Source organism: Sphingomonas sp. Tas61C01 (assembly GCF_052567495.1).
The window spans coordinates 1,216,109-1,232,803 of sequence record NZ_CP199583.1; the positions used below are offsets into that span (position 1 = coordinate 1,216,109).

Below are 16,695 nucleotides of genomic sequence, written 5' to 3' on the forward strand. Positions count from 1 at the left end.
CAGCGTGCTCCTGCGACCGCAGGATCAGCAAGCATCACCCGGGAGGATAGTGCTCGAACCGCGGCAAGGTCGCGAGGTCGGCTTCCCAGGCCAGCGCATCCGCGGTCTGGATATGTGCACCCGGCGGATAGCGGTCGGGCTCGTCCAGCGTCGCCGACTGAATGTCGATGAGTCCCGGCAGGACCTGTTCGTTGACGTAGAACAGGCCGGTTCCGCAGGTCGCGCAGAACTGCCGCACCGCGGTGCCCGACGAATTGTAGGTCGTCGGCGTGCCGGTGATCGTGACCCGATCGTGCGGGTACGCGATCCAGCCGACCATCGGCGCGCCGGCACTTCGCCGGCAATCGGTGCAGTGGCACATCGCGTGGTGGAGCGGCTCGCCCTCGGCCACATAGCTGATCGCACCGCACCGGCATCGTCCCGTCGCACTCATCGACCCTCTCCCCTTGTCGGGCAGCCCGCCCTTCACGCTTTGTTCCCACGAAGATGATGCGCATGCAAGTCCATCGCGCTTGCTCCCGGCGCCCGCGTTCCCTACCTGTTCGACGGTGACGCAGCTCGCCCCCCTTCCCGACGATCCGCCCTATCTGCGCGGCCTCAATGCGCCGCAGCGCGAGGCGGTGCTGACCACCGAGGGGCCGGTACTGATGCTGGCGGGTGCCGGCACCGGCAAGACCGCGGCGCTCACCGCGCGGCTCGCGCACCTGCTCTGGACCCGCAAGGCGTATCCGTCCGAGATCCTGTCGGTCACGTTCACCAACAAGGCCGCGCGCGAGATGCGCGAGCGTGTCGGCCGACTGGTCGGCGATGCGGTTGAGGGCATGCCGTGGCTCGGCACCTTCCACGCGATCGGCGCCAAGATGCTGCGCCGCCATGCCGAGCTGGTGGGATTGCAGTCCAACTTCACGATCCTCGACACCGACGACCAACTCCGGGTGCTGAAGCAGCTGATCGTCGTTGCCGATCTCGACGAGAAGCGCTGGCCCGCGCGCAGCCTGGCCGGATTGATCGACGACTGGAAGAACAAGGGTCTGACCCCCGCCGACATTGATGCGGGCGAAAGCGAGCGCTACGCCAACGGCCGCGGCGGCGAGCTGTACCAGGCCTATCAGGAGCGGCTGAAGGCGCTCAACGCCTGCGACTTCGGCGATCTGCTGCTCCACATGCTGGTGATCCTGAAGACGCATTGCGACGTGCTGACGACCTATCAGCAGCGCTTTCGCTACATCATGGTCGACGAATATCAGGACACCAACAGCGTCCAGTATTTGTGGCTCCGCCTGCTCGCGCAGGAACACCGCAACATCGCCTGCGTCGGCGACGACGACCAGTCGATCTACAGCTGGCGCGGTGCGCAGGTCGAAAACATCCTGAAGTTCGAGAAGGACTTCCCCGGCGCGACGGTGATCCGGCTCGAGCAGAATTACCGATCGACCCCGCATATCCTCGGTGCCGCATCGGGGGTGATCGCGCAGAACAGCGGCCGCCTCGGCAAGACGCTGTGGACCGAGCTCGACGCCGGGGAGAAGGTGAAGGTGATCGGCGTCTGGGACGGCCCGGAAGAAGCCCGCCGGGTCGGCGACGAGATCGAATCGTGCCAGCGCGCGGGCAAGAGCCTCGACGACGTCGCGATCCTCGTCCGTGCCCAGCACCAGACCCGCGAGTTCGAGGACCGCTTCATCGCGATCGGCATGCCGTACAAGATCGTCGGCGGCTTCCGCTTCTACGAACGCGCCGAGATCCGCGATGCACTCGCCTATCTGCGCGTCGTCAACCAGCCGTCGGACGATCTCGCCTTCGAACGGATCGTCAACGTGCCCAAGCGCGGATTGGGCGACAAGGCGGTCGCGAAGGTCCACCAGCTCTCGCGCGCCACCGGGGTGCCACTGATGACCGCGGCGGCACGCATCCTCGACACTGACGAACTCACCGCCCAGGCCCGCCGCAGCCTCGGCAACCTCGTCGGCGACATCGCGCGCTGGCGCGACATGGCGCGCGACCTGCCGCATGCCGAACTCGCCCGCCAGCTGCTCGACGAAAGCGGCTACACCGCGATGTACCAGGCGGAGAAATCGACCGAGGCCGCGGGCCGGCTGGAAAACCTGTCCGAACTCGTCCGCGCGATGGAGGAGTATGAGTCGCTCGGCGCCTTCCTCGAACATGTCTCGCTGGTGATGGACAATGAAGGTGGGCGCGACGATCCCAAGGTCACCATCATGACCATCCACGCCGCCAAAGGTCTGGAATACCACACCGTGTTCCTGGTCGGCTGGGAAGAGGGCCTGTTCCCGTCGCAGCGTGCGCTTGACGAAGGCGGCACCCGCAGCCTGGAGGAGGAACGCCGTCTCGCGTACGTCGCGATCACCCGCGCGCGGCGGCGTGCCGTGATCATCCACGCCGCCAACCGCCGCATCTATGGTCAGTGGAATTCCAGCATCCCGAGCCGCTTCGTCGGCGAACTGCCGTCGGAGCATACCGAGACCGAGACGACGATGTCGGGTGGCGCGAGCCTGTGGCAGGCGAACTGGAGCGAGCGCGCCGATCCCTTCGCCGACGTCGCGCGCGGCACGGGTCGTGGCCCCGGCTGGCAACGTGCGGCGGGCGGCGGCAGCGGCTTCTCGACGACGCCCTCACGCGTCGTCGAAAGCCGCGCCAGCGCGGTCAGCATCGGCAACAAGGGCCGCGACGACGTGAAGGTCGGCCTCCGCGTGTTTCACCAGAAGTTCGGCTATGGCGAGATCGCGGAAATCGAGGGCAACAAGCTCGAGATCGAATTCGAGAATGCCGGCCGCAAGCGGGTGATGGATAGCTTCGTCACGCTGGGGTGATGCGCGCAAGGACGTTCAGGAACGATATCGTTTCGTCATTGTAGACGGCGCGCATCCTATCCCAGGACCAGCTCAGGAGCGACCACATGCTCACCAAAATTCTTACCGCCGGCGTCGCCATCGCGACGCTTGCCACCGCTGCCCCCGTCGTCGCGCAGACCGCGCAGGACGATGCGCGCTTCGCCGCCGCGCAGGCGCGTCTCGACAACGAGATGCGCGTGTTCCGGCAGGAATTCGATCGGTATCAGTCGCTGCGCAGCCGTGGCGGCAATTCGGGGCCGTACCGACGCGCGCCCGATCCGCGCTACGACGACCGCGGCTACGATTCGGCACCCGACGACCGCGACGAGGGCAATTACGATCCGTCGCGTTATTATCGCGTCGGCCCCAACTACCAGGAGCGGGTGCTGAGCACCGACGACCGCGTCTATAGCGGATCCGACGGACGCTATTATTGCAAGCGCAGCGACGGCACGACAGGGCTGATCGTCGGCGCGGCGGGCGGCGGGATCCTCGGCAACGTCATCGACGGCGGCCGCTCGCGCACCGTCGGCACGCTGCTGGGCGCAGCGGTCGGCGGTCTCGCCGGGCGCGCGGTGGACCAGAACAACAGCCAGGTCCGTTGCCGGTAAGCTTTTGAAGACACGCTTCCGTGCTCCTGCGCACGCAGGAGCACGGAGTGCGCGAAACTACTCCTTCGCGGCGCGCATCCGTTCCTGGCAGAGTTGCCGCAATTGACGGCGCAGCGTCGGCCCGCTGAGATGCGCGCCGACGGAGGCGTAGCGTTCGCGGTCGAGCTGGCGGCGGATGTCGTCGAGCGAGGTGCACGGCCCCTCGCGCGCCAGTTGATAGGCGCGCTCGATCGTCGACAGGACACGGGGGGAGTCGGGATCGTCGCTCATGGGCTGCAGTAGAACGGATCGGTGCCAGCGCCTAATCGGCGGCCGACGCCACCCGTTCAGCGAGTCTCGACCGCCATCAGCGAATTGCCCGCATATTTCTCGTCCGCCGGCTCGAACAACGCGTTCGGCACGAAGCTCTTGCCCGCCAGCCGCACGTCCTTCAGCCCGTCGAGCTTGAAGGTGCCGATCTTGACCTCGCGCGGCGGCTTGCCATCGCGCTCCACCGTGACCGCGTCGACGTACATCTCGCCGTGCCTGGTGTAGAGGATGTGCGGCGCTATGGTTACCGATCCGCGGTTGTAGGTCGCGGACACCGTGATCAGGCGCACGATTGCCTCGAACATCGTCGGCACCGGGCCGGCGGGTGCCTGATCGTCGTCGCTGGGCTGCTTCATGCTCATGGCCATACCCGATTATGCTGCATCGCAGCAAGATCATTCATGCACCGCCGGCCTCAACCGGCCGGCCCCATCAGTTTCTGCGCGAAATAGGTCATTTGCAACGCCTGCAATCGGGCGCCTTGCGCAATGTCAGCGTCGCCGGAATGCCCGCCCGCGGTGTCCTCGTAGAACAGGTAAGGCAGCCCATATTCCTTCATCCGCGCCGCGAACTTGCGCGCGTGCTGCGGTCCGACGCGATCGTCCTTGGTGGTCGTCCAGATATAGGGCTCGGGATAGGCGACGCCGCGCTTCAGGTTTTGGTAGGGCGAGATCGTCTGCAGGAACGCCCGTTCGTCTGGGTTCTTCACAGAGCCATATTCGTCGACCCAGGAGGCGCCGGCGGCGATGTCCTCGTAACGGATCATGTCGAGCAGCGGCACCTGGATGGTTACCGCCTTCCACAGCTCGGGATGCTGGTTGAACTCGACCCCCATCAACAGGCCGCCGTTCGAGCCGCCATAGATGCCGAGCTTCTGCGGGCTGGTCAGCTTGCGCGCGAACAGGTCCTTGGCGACGCCGGCGAAATCGTCGTAGATCACCTGCCGCTTGGTCTTGCGGCCGGCATCGTGCCACTTGGGCCCGAACTCGCCGCCGCCGCGGATGTTGGCGAGGACATAGGCGCCGCCGCGCTCCAGCCACAGCTTGCCGATCGATCCCGAATAGCTCGGCGTCATCGAGATTTCGAATCCGCCATAGGCCGTCATGATCGTCGGGGTGCTGCCGTCGAGCACGATGCCGCGCTTGTGTACAACGAAATAGGGCACTTCGGTGCCGTCGGTCGAGGGTGCCTGGAACTGTTCGACGACCAGCCCGCTCGCGTCGAACCGTGCCGGCAGCGTGCGCACCCGCTTGGTCGCCGCGGTCGTGGCGTCGAGCGACCACAACGAGGTCGGGTCGAGGAACCCGGTGACCGTCAGGAAGCCGAGATCGCTGCGATCGCTGACGTCCGCCACCCCCACCGAGGCGTTGTCGGGAAGCGCCACCGGGGTCGAGGTCCAGCCACTAGTGCGGCGCGCGAACACCATCGCACGACCGCGGACATTGTCGTTGACCACCACCACCAACCGGTTCCTGGTGTCGCTGGTCTGCTCGATCGATTGCCGCGGGCCGGGCGCCAGGATGACCTCGGGGGTGAAGCGGCCGCTCGCGACCGCGGCGAGCGGCGCCGACGCGATCGCGCCGGTCGGCACCGCGCCCCACGGCTCGCTGGTCGTGAAGATCACCTGCCCGTCGACCAATCCCGTCGCGAACGTCCGCTGCGGGATGTCGAGCTTGGTGATGCCGCGCGGGGTCCAGACCAGGCTGTCCCCGCCGAAGAAGGTCTTGCGGCGGGTGATCACCACCAGCCGGTTGTCCTTGCCGTCGGTCAGCACGTTCGCGGTGGTCGCCAGCTGGTCGCCCGCATCGCCGCGGAAGACCTCGGTCGCCTGCGCGAGCGGCTGGCCGCGCTTCAGCTGTTTCAGCACGAAGGCATAGCCCGACCGGGTGGTCGTCCCCGCGCCCCAATCGCGCGACACCAGCAGCGTGTCCTTGTCGATCCAGGTCGCGTCCTGCTTCGATGTCGGCAGCACGAAGCCGTTATCGACGAAGCGGCCTGTCGCGAGATCGAACTCGCGAACTGTCACCGCGTCCTCGCCGCCCTCCGACAGCTCAACCAAACATAGCCGTTGCTCGGGCTGGAGGCAGGTCGCGCCCTTCCATACCCATTCCTTGCCTTCGGCCTTGCCGAGTGCGTCGAGATCGAGCGCGACCGTCCAGTCGGGCGAGGCCGCGGCATAGCCGGCGATCGTCGTCCAGCGCCACAGCCCGTGCGGATGATCGGCGTCGCGCCAGAAATTATAGACCCTGCCGAACCGCTGGTCGGGCATCGGAATGCGGTCCTTGGCCGACGCGATCGCCAGCGCCTCGGCGTGGAACGTCGCATAGCGCGGGTCGTTCTCCAGCCGCGGCAGGGTCTTCGCGTTCTCGGCCTCGACCCAGGCCAGCGCCTTGGCGCCGTCCTTGTCCTCGAGCCACAGATAGGGATCGTCCTGCACCGGGGCGCTCTGCGCGAGGATCGGAGCGGCGACAAGCATCGTTGTCGCGAACAACGTCTTCAATAACATCGGCTGCTCCGGCAGAGAAGGGATGCTGCCCTTCTGCCGGGCCCGCGAACGAAGGGCAATGGATGACCGACGGGCTTCCCCTCCCCCGCCGTTATATCGCCGTGGCCGCCCTGTCGGCGGGCACCGCGCTGACGATCATCGACGGTGGCGTCGCGACGGTGGCACTGCCGACGATCGCGCGCGACCTGCACGTCGACAGCAGCGCCGTGGTGTCGGTGGTGACGGTCTACCAGCTGATCCTGGCGATGGCGCTGCTGCCCTTTGCAGGACTCGGCGACCGCATCGGATTGAAGCGGATGTACCAGTACGGCCAGCTGATCTTCACCGTCGCGACGATCCTCTGCTTCTTCGCGAAAAGCCTGCCGTTCCTGCTGATCGTGCGCGCGGCGCAGGCGCTCGGCGCGGCGGCCGCGCTGAGCGTGTCGAGTGCGCTGATCCGGTCGGTCTATCCCGCCAAGCAGCTCGGCCGCGGGCTCGGCATCAACTCGGTCGTGGTGTCGAGTTCCGCCGCGCTCGCGCCGACGATCGGCGGGCTGGTGCTCGCGATCGCGCCCTGGCCGTGGGTGTTCGCGAGCGCGGTGCCGTTCGCCGCGATCAGCCTGTTCCTCGGCCGCGCGCTGCCGGAGACGCCGGTCGCCAAGGGCGGGTTCGACGTGTTCGGTGCGGTGCTCTGCGCCTCGATGTTCGGGCTCGTCATCGGCGGCGCGGAGAGCGCGGTGCACGGCGACAGTCCCGTGGTGTCCGCGGCGATCGTCCTGACCGGCGCCGCGATCGGCTGGTTCTTCGTGCGGCGGGAACGCGGCGAGGCCAAGCCGATCCTGCCGATCGACCTGCTCGCCCGCCCCGTCGTCGTGCTGTCCGCGATCGGCGCCTTCACCGCCTTCACCGCATCGATGACGCTGCTGCTGTCCACCCCGTTCCGGCTGACCCATACCTATGGCTTCACCGCGGCCGAGGTCGGCGCCGCGATCGCGCCCTGGCCGCTGACCAACATGATCGTTGCGCCGTTCGCGGGCTGGCTGTCGGATCGCTATCCCGCCGGGCTGCTCGGCGGCATCGGCATGGCAATATCGATCGCGGCACTGCTGCTGATCGCGACCATGCCTGCCGATCCGAGCTATTTCGACATCGCGTGGCGGATGGCGCTGTGCGGGTCGGGCTTCGGGCTGTTTCTGCCGCCCAATGCGCGGCTGATAATCGGCTCCGCCCCGCGCGAGCGTGCCGCCGCGGCGGGCGGGCTGGTGTCGACGGTGCGGCTCGTCGGCCAGACCACCGGCGCGACGCTCGTCGCCGGGCTGCTCGCCGCGGGAGTCGGCGCCGGACGCGTGCCGGCGCTGGTCGCGGTGGGCCTCGCGCTGATCGCCGGCCTGTGCAGCCTCGCCCGCCTGCGCCCCGCGATCCGCAACCCCGCGCCCGCCGAGGCCGAGGACGCCCAGCCCGCGCAACATCTGAACTGAACGGAACGGTCGCGCGGCTGCACCGTTACCGAGGCACCTCGTTACCGGAGACTTGCATGCCCTACGTCAAGACGCGCGACGGCACCGACCTCTATGTGAAGGATTGGGGCTCGGGACGGCCCGTGATCCTGATCCACGGATGGCCGCTGTCGGCCGACAGCTGGGATGCGCAGGCGATGGCGCTGGCGGAGGCGGGGTTCCGCGCGATTGCCTATGACCGGCGCGGCTTCGGGCGGTCGGGGCAGCCCTGGAGCGGCTACGACTACGACACGCTGACCGACGATCTCGCCGATGTGATGAAGGAGACCGGTGCCGACAACGATGCGACGCTGGTCGGTTTCTCGATGGGCGGCGGCGAAGTCGCGCGCTACATGAGCCGCCACGGTGGCCAGGGCGTGATCGCCGCGGGGCTGATCGCATCGGTGGTGCCGTACATGCTCAAGACCTCGGACAACCCGCACGGCGTTCTCGAAGACCAGCTCGCCTCGATCGGCGCGGGGATCAAGAAGGATCGGCCGGGCTTCTTCCACAGCTTCCTGCAGCAATTCCTCGGCGTCGGCTTTATCTCCAGCCCGGTTAGCGAAAAGACCGTGGACTGGGCGTGGCGGCTGGCGATGCAGGGTGGCCTCAAGCCGATCCTGGAATGCGCCAACTCGTTCGGCCACACCGATTTCCGCGGCGACCTGCCGGCATTCCGCGTGCCGACCCTGATCGTCCACGGCACCGCCGACAAGACCGTGCCGATCGACGCCACCGGCCGCCAGGCCGCGAAGGGCATCGCCAGCGCGCAGCTCGTCGAATATGACGGTGCGCCGCACGGGCTCACGATCACCGAAAGCGATCGCTTCACGAAGGACCTGCTGACCTTCTTGGGTCAGTGAGGATGCAAGAATAGTCCTGCGATTCCTCCCCCGCCATGGGGGGGGGTGTCAGTGCGAAGCAATGACGGAGGGGGAGATACCTCGGGACTTCTCCTGTGGCGAGGCCCCCTCCACCGCCGGGCGGCCCCCCTCCCCCGCTGAAGCGAGGGAGGAGCTGGAACTCCCGCTCGGCTCCCGCCCACCTACTTCAGCGGAACGATGACCTCGTCCGGATGCGCGACGTTCAGTTCCTTGCGGACCATCTCGTCCACCATGTCCGGATTTGCATGATCCGGGTCCAGCAATGCCACCCGGTTACGCAACACCACGCGCTGCTGGTCGAGCGCCGCATAGTGCTTTTCGCGCTTGGCGAGCTGCCGCTTGTAATCGCCATAAGCGAGGATGCCGTTCGGCCCCAGCACCGCATAGGCGCCGAAGAACGCCATCAACGTGAAGCCGATCGCGGGCAGCGCCGCGCGCTTCATGGTTCTGCGGAATGCCGATGTCTTCACGGAGCGCACCATCTGCCTTCTCGATTCCGCGATCAAGCCCCGATCAGCACGTCGCGGCCCGCATAGCGCGCTGAGTCGCCCAGTTCTTCCTCGATGCGGATCAGCTGGTTGTACTTGGCGAGCCGATCGCTGCGCGCCAGCGACCCGGTCTTGATCTGCCCGCAATTAGTCGCGACCGCGAGGTCGGCGATCGTCGCATCCTCGGTCTCGCCCGAACGGTGGCTCATCACCGCAGTGTAGCGCGCGCGCTGGGCCATGTTCACCGCCTCCAGCGTCTCGGTCAGCGTGCCGATCTGGTTGACCTTCACCAGCAGCGAATTGGCGATCCCGCCCTCGATCCCGCGCTTCAACCGCTTGGGGTTGGTGACGAACAGATCGTCGCCGACCAGCTGGACCTTGTCGCCGATCAGGTCGGTCAGCGTCTTCCAACCCTCCCAATCGTCCTCGCTCATGCCGTCCTCGATCGAGAAGATCGGATAGCGGCGGGTGAGGTCGGCGAGATATTCGGCCATCGCGCCGCTTTCCAGCACCTTGCCCTCGCCCGAGATGTCGTAGCGGCCGTGCTTGTAGAATTCGGTCGCGGCGCAATCGAGCGCCAGCATCACGTCGTCGCCCGGAGTATAGCCCGCCTTCTCGATGCTCTGCATGATGAAGCCGAGCGCCTCGTCGGTCGACGCGATGTTGGGCGCGAAGCCACCCTCGTCGCCCACCCCGGTCGCCAGTCCCTTGTCGTGCAGTGCCTTCTTCAGCGTGTGGAAGATCTCGGAGCCACAGCGCACCGCCTCGACGATGTTGGCGGCGCCGACCGGCACGATCATGAATTCCTGAAAATCGATCGGGTTGTCGGCATGTTCGCCGCCGTTGATGATGTTCATCATCGGCACCGGCAGCACGTGTGCCGAGACCCCGCCGACATATTTGTAGAGCGGCATTCCCCGCGCCTCCGCCGCGGCCTTGGCAGCGGCGAGGCTGACGCCCAGGATCGCGTTCGCGCCCAGCCGGCCCTTGTTCTCGGTGCCGTCGAGTTCGATCATCACCGTGTCGAGATCGGCCTGGTCCTCGGCATCCAGCCCCATCAGCGCATCGACGATCTCCCCGTTCACTGCCTCGATCGCCTGGTCGACGCCCTTGCCACCCCAGCGTGATTTGTCGCCGTCGCGCTTCTCGACCGCCTCGTGCGCGCCGGTCGACGCACCCGACGGCACCGCCGCGCGACCGAAGCTGCCGTCTTCCAGCAGGACGTCGACTTCGACGGTGGGATTGCCGCGGCTGTCGAGGATCTGGCGGCCATGGATGTCGATGATTGCGGTCACGTAACGATGCTCCTAGATCCTTAGGGACGCGCGCGCCTCTATCGCGCCGACGCCGCCGCGGCAATCGTCGCGGCGGATGGAACGGTCATCCGCCCGCGGGGTTGAAGGACCGACACAAGCGAAAGGGCTGATCATGGCTGATATCGATGCCACACCGACCGCCAACGACACCGATCTCGAAGGCGGCACGCTCGCCGCGACCGGGTCGTTCGAGCACGGCGACGCAGGCGTAGGGGCCGCGACCGGCAGCGGCAACACGCCCGGCGAGCAGAAATCGTCGGATCCGCGGCAGCTGATCAAGGACGGCGCGAGCAACTACGCCGGCCAGGCTACCGACAAGATCCGCGCTTTCGCCGATACCGGCAAGCAGAAAGCCGGCGGCGCGCTCGACCAATTCTCGACGATGCTGACCGACGCGGCCGGCCAGGTCGACGAGAAGCTAGGCGCACAATACGGCGATTACGCGCGGCAGGCCGCGGGGATAGTCGACAACTTCTCTGCATCGATCAAGAACAAGGACGTCGACGATCTGCTCGAGGACGCCCGCGGTTATGTTCGGCAGAGCCCGGGGGTCGCGATCGGGATCGCCGCCGCGCTGGGCTTCGTGCTTGCGCGGGTTGCGCAGTCGGGCCTCGACGGCTCGACCGGTAACCGGCCGGCGAACGAGGGCTGATCCGCGTGATCGAGGGCGACGTGCAGGACGACAATGTCGCGACGCTGATGTCGCGGCTGGTCGACGACACCCGGTCGCTCGCGAGCGCCGAGATCGCGCTCTACAAGGCGCGGCTCGGCGAGCGCACCTCCGCCTACAAGAACGCCGCGGTCTTCTTCGCTGCCGCCGGCGTCCTGGCGCTGGCGGCGTTGATCGCGCTGCTGGTCGGGCTGATCCTGTCGATCGCCACTCTGGTCGGGCCGGGCTTCGCCACGGCGATCGTGGTCGGCGTCGTGCTGGTTCTTGCGGTCATCCTCGCGGTGATCGGCAAGGGCAAGCTCGCGCCCGCCTCGGGGGTTTCGTCATGACCGAACCCGCGACGCGCCTTGCCCGGGCCGAGCTCGATGCGGTCGTCGCCCGCGAGCGGTTGTCGTCGACGCTCGCGCTGTTGCAGGCCCGGCTGAACCCACGCCGCCTCGCCCGCCGCGCGATGCGCGAAGTCGCCGACAAGGGCAGCGTCGCGGCGGCGGCCGGGGTCGACGGTGCGCGCCGCAACCCCGGCGCGGTCGCCGGCCTCACTGCCGTTGCCGGCCTCTACCTCGCTCGTCATCGGATCGCCGATCTGTTCCGCGGCGGCAGAAAAGTAAAACGACAGACCAAGGCGGAGCCCGCTCCCCTTCCGCAAAGGACCATGACATGACCGACACCAAATCCGCCGACACAGCAAGCCACGGCAAGCTCGACCAGACCATCGACGCCGCCGAGCGCGCCTATGGCCGCACCGTCGACACCGCCTCGCAGACGATCGACGCCAGCCCGCTCGGCATCCTTGCCGGTGGCTTGGCGCTCGGCGCGCTTGCCGGCGCGCTGCTGCCCCGGTCGGACAAGGAGAAGGAACTTCTCGCCCCGGTCGGCAAGCATCTCGGCGAGCGCGTCCGTGCCGCGACCCAAGCCGCACGTACCGCCGGGCAGGAAGAGTTCGCGAACCTCGGGCTGACCAAGGACGGCGCCAAGGATCAGGTCAAGACGCTGCTCGAGGGTGTCACCAAGGCACTGTCGACCGCGGGCGCCGCGGCGGCAAAGAGCGCGTCGAGCAAAGCTTAAGGCTTCACCGCAAAGCAGCAATCCGGTAGACGGGGTGGATGAGCAAACTCCACCTCGTCTTCGGCGGCCGGGTCTCCGACCCGCGCACGCTGGACTTCGCCGATCCTGCGTCCTGCGAAGTGGTCGGGATCTTTGCCGACTATGCCAGCGCCGAGAAAGCCTGGCGCGCGGCTGCGCAGCGCACCGTCGACGATGCGGAGATGAAGTTCGTGGTCGTGCATCTGCACCGGCTGCTCGAGCCTAATTTGGTGCCGCCGGCTGGGTGAGCCTGAAACTTAGAACGGTTTCAATTATTCTGCACCAGCATGGGTTCCTGCGAACGCAGGAACCCTCTGCACCAGCATGTGTTCCTGCGAACGCAGGAACCCAGAGTCACACGCGGCAGCCTTCATCACCCTGGGCTCCTGCTTTCGCAGGAGAACCGAGCCAGCTAAATCGAAAGAAGCGCGAGAGGTGTTCGCGCGGAGACGCGGAGCGCCGGAAGGGTAAAGGTGACTAGCTCGGCGTAGCGTGCACGCCAGGGACGCCGGCATGATAAAAACCCACGCGCGTCAGCTACAACAGCCTCCGCGTCTCCGCGTGAACTAATCTGCTCTTGAAGCAGACCGGCCTAAGCGCGGCCCGCCCTAAACTCAGATAAAAGCGATCTTCTCGACCACGTAATACCGGTCACCCGACGGCACCGTCACCTCGATCTCCTCGTCCACCTTGCGGCCGATCAGCGCCCGACCCAACGGCGAGTTGTACGAGATGCGACCCGTCTTGGCGTTCGCCTCGGTCTGACCGACGATCTGGTAGGTGACGGGCTTCTCGTCCTCGTCCTTCAGCGTCACGGTGGCACCGAACACGATCTTGTCGCCCGACAGGTCCTTCGGGTCGATGATCTGCGCGCGGCTCAGCTTGTCCTCGATGTCCGCGATCGATGCCTCGATCTGGCCCTGACGCTCCTTGGCGGCGTGATATTCGGCGTTTTCCGACAGATCGCCGTGAGCGCGCGCTTCCTCGATCGCGTCGACGATCGTGGGCCGTTCGGCCTTCAGCCGCTTGAGGTCCGCGCTGAGGGTCTCGTATCCCTCCTGCAGCATCGGCATCTTCTCGACGGTCGCCATCGTGTATCCCACCTATCCCTGTAGAAGCGCACCCCTGGCCGGGGCCGCCCGCACGTCCGATCGATCGTGTCGATCAGGTCACTTGTGCGATTGCGAATAATAGGACTGCAAGGGCCGTACTTCAAGGTTTGCCGTGCCGCCGGCCGCGATCGCGCGTGCGGCTTCGAGCGAGGCGGGCGCTGTGGTGAAGTAGGGGATCTTGCGCGACAGCGCGGATCCTCGGATCGGCGCGGAGTCCTTCAGGCTCTGCCAGCCCTCGGTCGTATTGAAGATCAAATGGATACCGCCGTCGAGGATGCGGTCGACGATGTGCGGCCGCCCCTGCGCGACCTTGTTGACGCGCTCGACCGGCAGGCCGGCGCGGTCGAGGTAATCCGCGGTACCGCCGGTCGCGACGATCGCGAAGCCGCTGTCGACCAGTGCGCGAATCGCAGGCACGATTCCGGCCTTGTCGCCGTCCTTTACGCTGACGAACACCGTTCCCGCGCGCGGCAGCACCGTGCCCGCGCCGAGCTGCGACTTGGCAAAGGCAGTCGTGAAATCGGGATCGATCCCCATCACTTCGCCGGTCGACTTCATCTCCGGGCTGAGCACCGGATCGACGCCGGGGAAGCGCGAGAACGGGAACACCGCCTCCTTCACCGCAAAATAATCGATGTGACGGTCGATCGCGGGCAGGTCGCGGAGCTGTTCGCCCGCCATCACCCGCGCCGCGATCTTGGCGATCGGGGCGCCGATCGCCTTGGCGACGAACGGCACGGTGCGGCTGGCGCGCGGGTTGACCTCGATGAGGTAGACCAGCCCGTCCTTCACCGCGAATTGGATGTTCATCAGCCCCTTCACCGACAGCGCATGCGCGAGCGCAACGGTCTGGCGTTCGATCTCGGCGATGATCTCTGCCGACAGGCTGTAGGGCGGGATCGAACAGGCGCTGTCGCCCGAATGGACGCCGGCCTCCTCGATATGCTGGAGCACCCCCGCGACCACCACGTCGGTGCCGTCGCAGATCGCGTCGACATCGACCTCGATCGCGTCGCGCAGATACTGGTCGATCAGCACCGGCGATTCGCCTGACACCTGCACCGCGGTCTGGATATAATCGTCGAGCTGGGCGAGGCCGTCGACGATCTCCATCGCCCGCCCGCCGAGCACGTAGCTCGGCCGCATCAGCACCGGATAGCCGATCCGCTCCGCCGCGGCGACCGCCTCGTCGCGGCTGCGGGCGAGGCCGTTCGCGGGCTGGCGCAGGCCGAGCTTGTTGATCAGCGCCGCGAACCGTTCGCGATCCTCGGCAAGGTCGATCGCGTCGGGCGAGGTGCCGAGGATCGGGATGCCCGCGGTCTCCAGCGCCCGCGCGAGGTTCAGCGGGGTCTGCCCGCCGAACTGGACGATCACCCCGACCAGCTCGCCATTCTGCTGCTCGACATGCAGGATCTCGAGCACGTCCTCAGCGGTCAGCGGCTCGAAATACAACCGGTCGGACGTGTCGTAGTCGGTCGACACCGTCTCGGGGTTGCAGTTGATCATGATCGTCTCGAACCCGGCGTCACCCAAGGCGAAGCAGGCGTGGCAGCAGCAATAGTCGAACTCGATCCCCTGCCCGATCCGGTTCGGTCCGCCGCCGAGGATCACGATCTTGCGGCGCCCGGTCGGCTGTGATTCGCATTCGGGCGTGCCGAACGACGGCGCCTCGTAGGTCGAGTACATATACGGCGTCTTGGCGTCGAACTCTGCCGCGCAGGTGTCGATCCGCTTGTACACCGGGCGCACGCCGAGCTTGACCCGGTGCGCGCGCACCTCGTCCTCGGTAACGCCGCCGGTCATCGCCTTCACCGCCTCGTGGATCAGCCCCGATCCGCGCGCGATGCCGCGGCTCATCCCGCGAAGATTGGCGGATTGCAGCGCTAGCCAGGCGAGCCGCTTGTCGCTGAACCCCATCGACTTCAGCCGACGCATCCCAGCTGCCTCGATCGGCAGCCCGTCCTTCATTACCTCGGCCTCCGCCGCGACGATCTCGGCAATGCGTTCGAGGAACCACGGGTCGTATTTGGCGATCGCGTTGACCTCGGCGACCGTGAAGCCCTCGCGCAATGCCTGCGCCGCGACCAGCAACCGGTCGGGCGATGCGACCGCCAGCGCCGCCTCGATTTCTGCGCGCGGTGCGCCCGCGAGCCGATCGACGATGTTGAAGCCGCTGAGCCCGGTCTCGAGGCCGCGCAGCGCCTTTTGCAGGCTCTCGTGGATGTTGCGGCCGATCGCCATGACCTCGCCGACCGACTTCATCGCGGTCCCGAGCACCGCCTCCGCACCCTTGAACTTCTCGAACGCGAACCGGGGGATCTTGGTGACGACATAGTCGATCGTCGGTTCGAACGACGCCGGCGTCGCGCCGGTGATGTCGTTGGTAATCTCGTCGAGCGTATAGCCGACCGCCAGCTTCGCCGCGACCTTCGCGATCGGGAAGCCGGTCGCCTTCGACGCCAGCGCCGACGATCGCGACACCCGCGGGTTCATCTCGATGACGACGAGGCGGCCGTCCTTAGGATTGACCGCGAACTGAACGTTGGAGCCGCCGGTTTCCACCCCGATCTCGCGCAGCACCGCGATGCTCGCGTTGCGCATGATCTGGTATTCCTTGTCGGTCAGCGTCAACGCCGGCGCAACGGTGATGGAGTCCCCGGTATGGACCCCCATCGGATCGACGTTCTCGATAGAACAGATGATGATGGCGTTGTCGGCGCGATCGCGCACGACCTCCATCTCGTATTCCTTCCAGCCGAGCAGCGATTCCTCGATCAGCACCTCGGTGGTCGGCGACAGATCGAGCCCGCCACGGACGATCCCCAGAAACTCCTCACGGTTATAGGCGATGCCGCCGCCGCTGCCGCCCATCGTGAAGCTCGGCCGGATGATCGCAGGCAGCCCGACCTTGGCGAGCCCCTCCAGCGCCTCGCCCTCGGTATGGGCGATCGCCGAGCGCGCGCTCTCCAGCCCGATCCGGTCCATCGCGTCGCGGAACTTCAGCCGGTCCTCGGCCATGTCGATCGCGTCCGCATCCGCGCCGATCATCGTCACCCCGAACCGGTCGAGCGTGCCGTCGCGGAACAGCGCGAGCGCGGTGTTGAGCGCGGTCTGCCCGCCCATCGTCGGCAGCACCGCATCGGGGCGCTCCTTCTCGATGATCTTGGCGACGATCTCGGGCGTGATCGGCTCGACATAGGTAGCGTCGGCGAGCTCGGGATCGGTCATGATCGTCGCCGGGTTCGAATTGACGAGGACGATCCGATAGCCCTCCTCCTTCAACGCCTTGATCGCCTGCGTGCCCGAATAATCGAACTCGCACGCCTGCCCGATCACAATCGGCCCTGCGCCAATGACGAGGATGGAGGAGATGTCGGTGCGTTTGGGCATTG

The 16,695-nt window shown here is 66.8% G+C and carries 17 protein-coding genes; 9 read left to right on the forward strand and 8 right to left on the reverse strand.

The annotated features are described in order from the left end of the window. Window positions 1-34: 34 nt before the first annotated feature. Window positions 35-433 (reverse strand): GFA family protein, encoded by a 399-nt coding sequence (locus ACT009_RS05765; protein ID WP_445193389.1) that lies wholly within the window; start codon window positions 431-433, stop codon window positions 35-37. A gap of 115 nt (window positions 434-548) precedes the next feature. Here ACT009_RS05765 and ACT009_RS05770 point away from each other — a divergent pair, with 115 nt between their 5' ends. Next, window positions 549-2,828 (forward strand): ATP-dependent helicase, encoded by a 2,280-nt coding sequence (locus ACT009_RS05770; RefSeq protein ID WP_445193390.1) that lies wholly within the window; start codon window positions 549-551, stop codon window positions 2,826-2,828. A gap of 86 nt (window positions 2,829-2,914) precedes the next feature. Then, window positions 2,915-3,460, forward strand: coding sequence for a glycine zipper 2TM domain-containing protein (locus tag ACT009_RS05775; RefSeq protein ID WP_445193391.1), 546 nt, complete (start codon window positions 2,915-2,917; stop codon window positions 3,458-3,460). 57 nt (window positions 3,461-3,517) lie between these two features. Here the strand turns inward: ACT009_RS05775 and ACT009_RS05780 are convergent, their stop codons facing one another. Genes ACT009_RS05780 through ACT009_RS05790 form a run of 3 tightly spaced genes read right to left on the reverse strand, consistent with a single transcriptional unit; the run spans window position 3,518 to window position 6,275 of the window. Beyond that, a complete protein-coding gene (locus tag ACT009_RS05780) occupies window positions 3,518-3,730 on the reverse strand; it encodes a hypothetical protein (protein ID WP_445193392.1) in 213 nt (70 codons plus the stop codon). Window positions 3,731-3,786: 56 nt separating this feature from the next. Continuing rightward, window positions 3,787-4,125 (reverse strand): hypothetical protein, encoded by a 339-nt coding sequence (locus ACT009_RS05785; RefSeq protein ID WP_445193393.1) that lies wholly within the window; start codon window positions 4,123-4,125, stop codon window positions 3,787-3,789. Between the two features lie 59 nt (window positions 4,126-4,184). Beyond that, on the reverse strand, window positions 4,185-6,275 hold the full coding sequence (locus ACT009_RS05790) for a prolyl oligopeptidase family serine peptidase (RefSeq protein ID WP_445193394.1): 2,091 nt from the start codon (window positions 6,273-6,275) through the stop codon (window positions 4,185-4,187). Between the two features lie 62 nt (window positions 6,276-6,337). On the opposite strand from ACT009_RS05790, the gene ACT009_RS05795 reads away from it, so the two are divergent. Beyond that, window positions 6,338-7,732, forward strand: a complete 1,395-nt coding sequence (locus tag ACT009_RS05795) for an MFS transporter (protein WP_445193395.1) — start codon at window positions 6,338-6,340, stop codon at window positions 7,730-7,732. A 56-nt stretch (window positions 7,733-7,788) separates the two neighbouring features. Beyond that, window positions 7,789-8,613 carry an alpha/beta fold hydrolase gene (locus ACT009_RS05800; protein ID WP_445193396.1) on the forward strand — a complete coding sequence of 275 codons (825 nt, stop codon included), beginning with the start codon at window positions 7,789-7,791 and terminating at the stop codon, window positions 8,611-8,613. A 182-nt stretch (window positions 8,614-8,795) separates the two neighbouring features. On the opposite strand, the gene ACT009_RS05805 is transcribed toward ACT009_RS05800, so the two are convergent. Continuing rightward, window positions 8,796-9,116, reverse strand: a complete 321-nt coding sequence (locus ACT009_RS05805) for an FtsB family cell division protein (RefSeq protein ID WP_445193397.1) — start codon at window positions 9,114-9,116, stop codon at window positions 8,796-8,798. A gap of 20 nt (window positions 9,117-9,136) precedes the next feature. Then, on the reverse strand, window positions 9,137-10,417 hold the full coding sequence (eno, locus tag ACT009_RS05810; protein WP_445193398.1) for a phosphopyruvate hydratase: 1,281 nt from the start codon (window positions 10,415-10,417) through the stop codon (window positions 9,137-9,139). A gap of 133 nt (window positions 10,418-10,550) precedes the next feature. Between eno and ACT009_RS05815 the strand changes: the two genes are divergently transcribed. From ACT009_RS05815 to ACT009_RS05835, 5 genes are read left to right on the forward strand one after another with little or no spacing between them, the layout of a single operon-like run. Further along, complete coding sequence (locus ACT009_RS05815; protein WP_445193399.1) at window positions 10,551-11,090, forward strand: hypothetical protein; 540 nt, start codon at window positions 10,551-10,553, stop codon at window positions 11,088-11,090. A 5-nt stretch (window positions 11,091-11,095) separates the two neighbouring features. Continuing rightward, entirely contained in the window at window positions 11,096-11,437 is a 342-nt protein-coding gene (locus ACT009_RS05820) for a phage holin family protein (protein ID WP_445193400.1), read from the forward strand. Continuing rightward, window positions 11,434-11,769 (forward strand): DUF3618 domain-containing protein, encoded by a 336-nt coding sequence (locus ACT009_RS05825; RefSeq protein WP_445193401.1) that lies wholly within the window; start codon window positions 11,434-11,436, stop codon window positions 11,767-11,769. Before ACT009_RS05820 ends, ACT009_RS05825 begins: the two co-directional genes overlap by 4 nt. Continuing rightward, a complete protein-coding gene (locus ACT009_RS05830; protein ID WP_445193402.1) occupies window positions 11,766-12,173 on the forward strand; it encodes a hypothetical protein in 408 nt (135 codons plus the stop codon). Before ACT009_RS05825 ends, ACT009_RS05830 begins: the two co-directional genes overlap by 4 nt. A gap of 38 nt (window positions 12,174-12,211) precedes the next feature. Continuing rightward, window positions 12,212-12,439: a DUF4170 domain-containing protein gene (locus ACT009_RS05835; RefSeq protein WP_445193403.1), complete on the forward strand. Its 228-nt coding sequence runs from the start codon at window positions 12,212-12,214 to the stop codon at window positions 12,437-12,439. A 366-nt stretch (window positions 12,440-12,805) separates the two neighbouring features. Here ACT009_RS05835 and greA read toward each other — a convergent pair whose 3' ends face one another. Further along, on the reverse strand, window positions 12,806-13,282 hold the full coding sequence (gene greA / locus ACT009_RS05840) for a transcription elongation factor GreA (protein ID WP_375421842.1): 477 nt from the start codon (window positions 13,280-13,282) through the stop codon (window positions 12,806-12,808). A gap of 78 nt (window positions 13,283-13,360) precedes the next feature. Beyond that, a complete protein-coding gene (gene carB / locus ACT009_RS05845) occupies window positions 13,361-16,693 on the reverse strand; it encodes a carbamoyl-phosphate synthase large subunit (protein WP_445193404.1) in 3,333 nt (1,110 codons plus the stop codon). Between the last annotated feature and the right edge of the window lie 2 nt (window positions 16,694-16,695).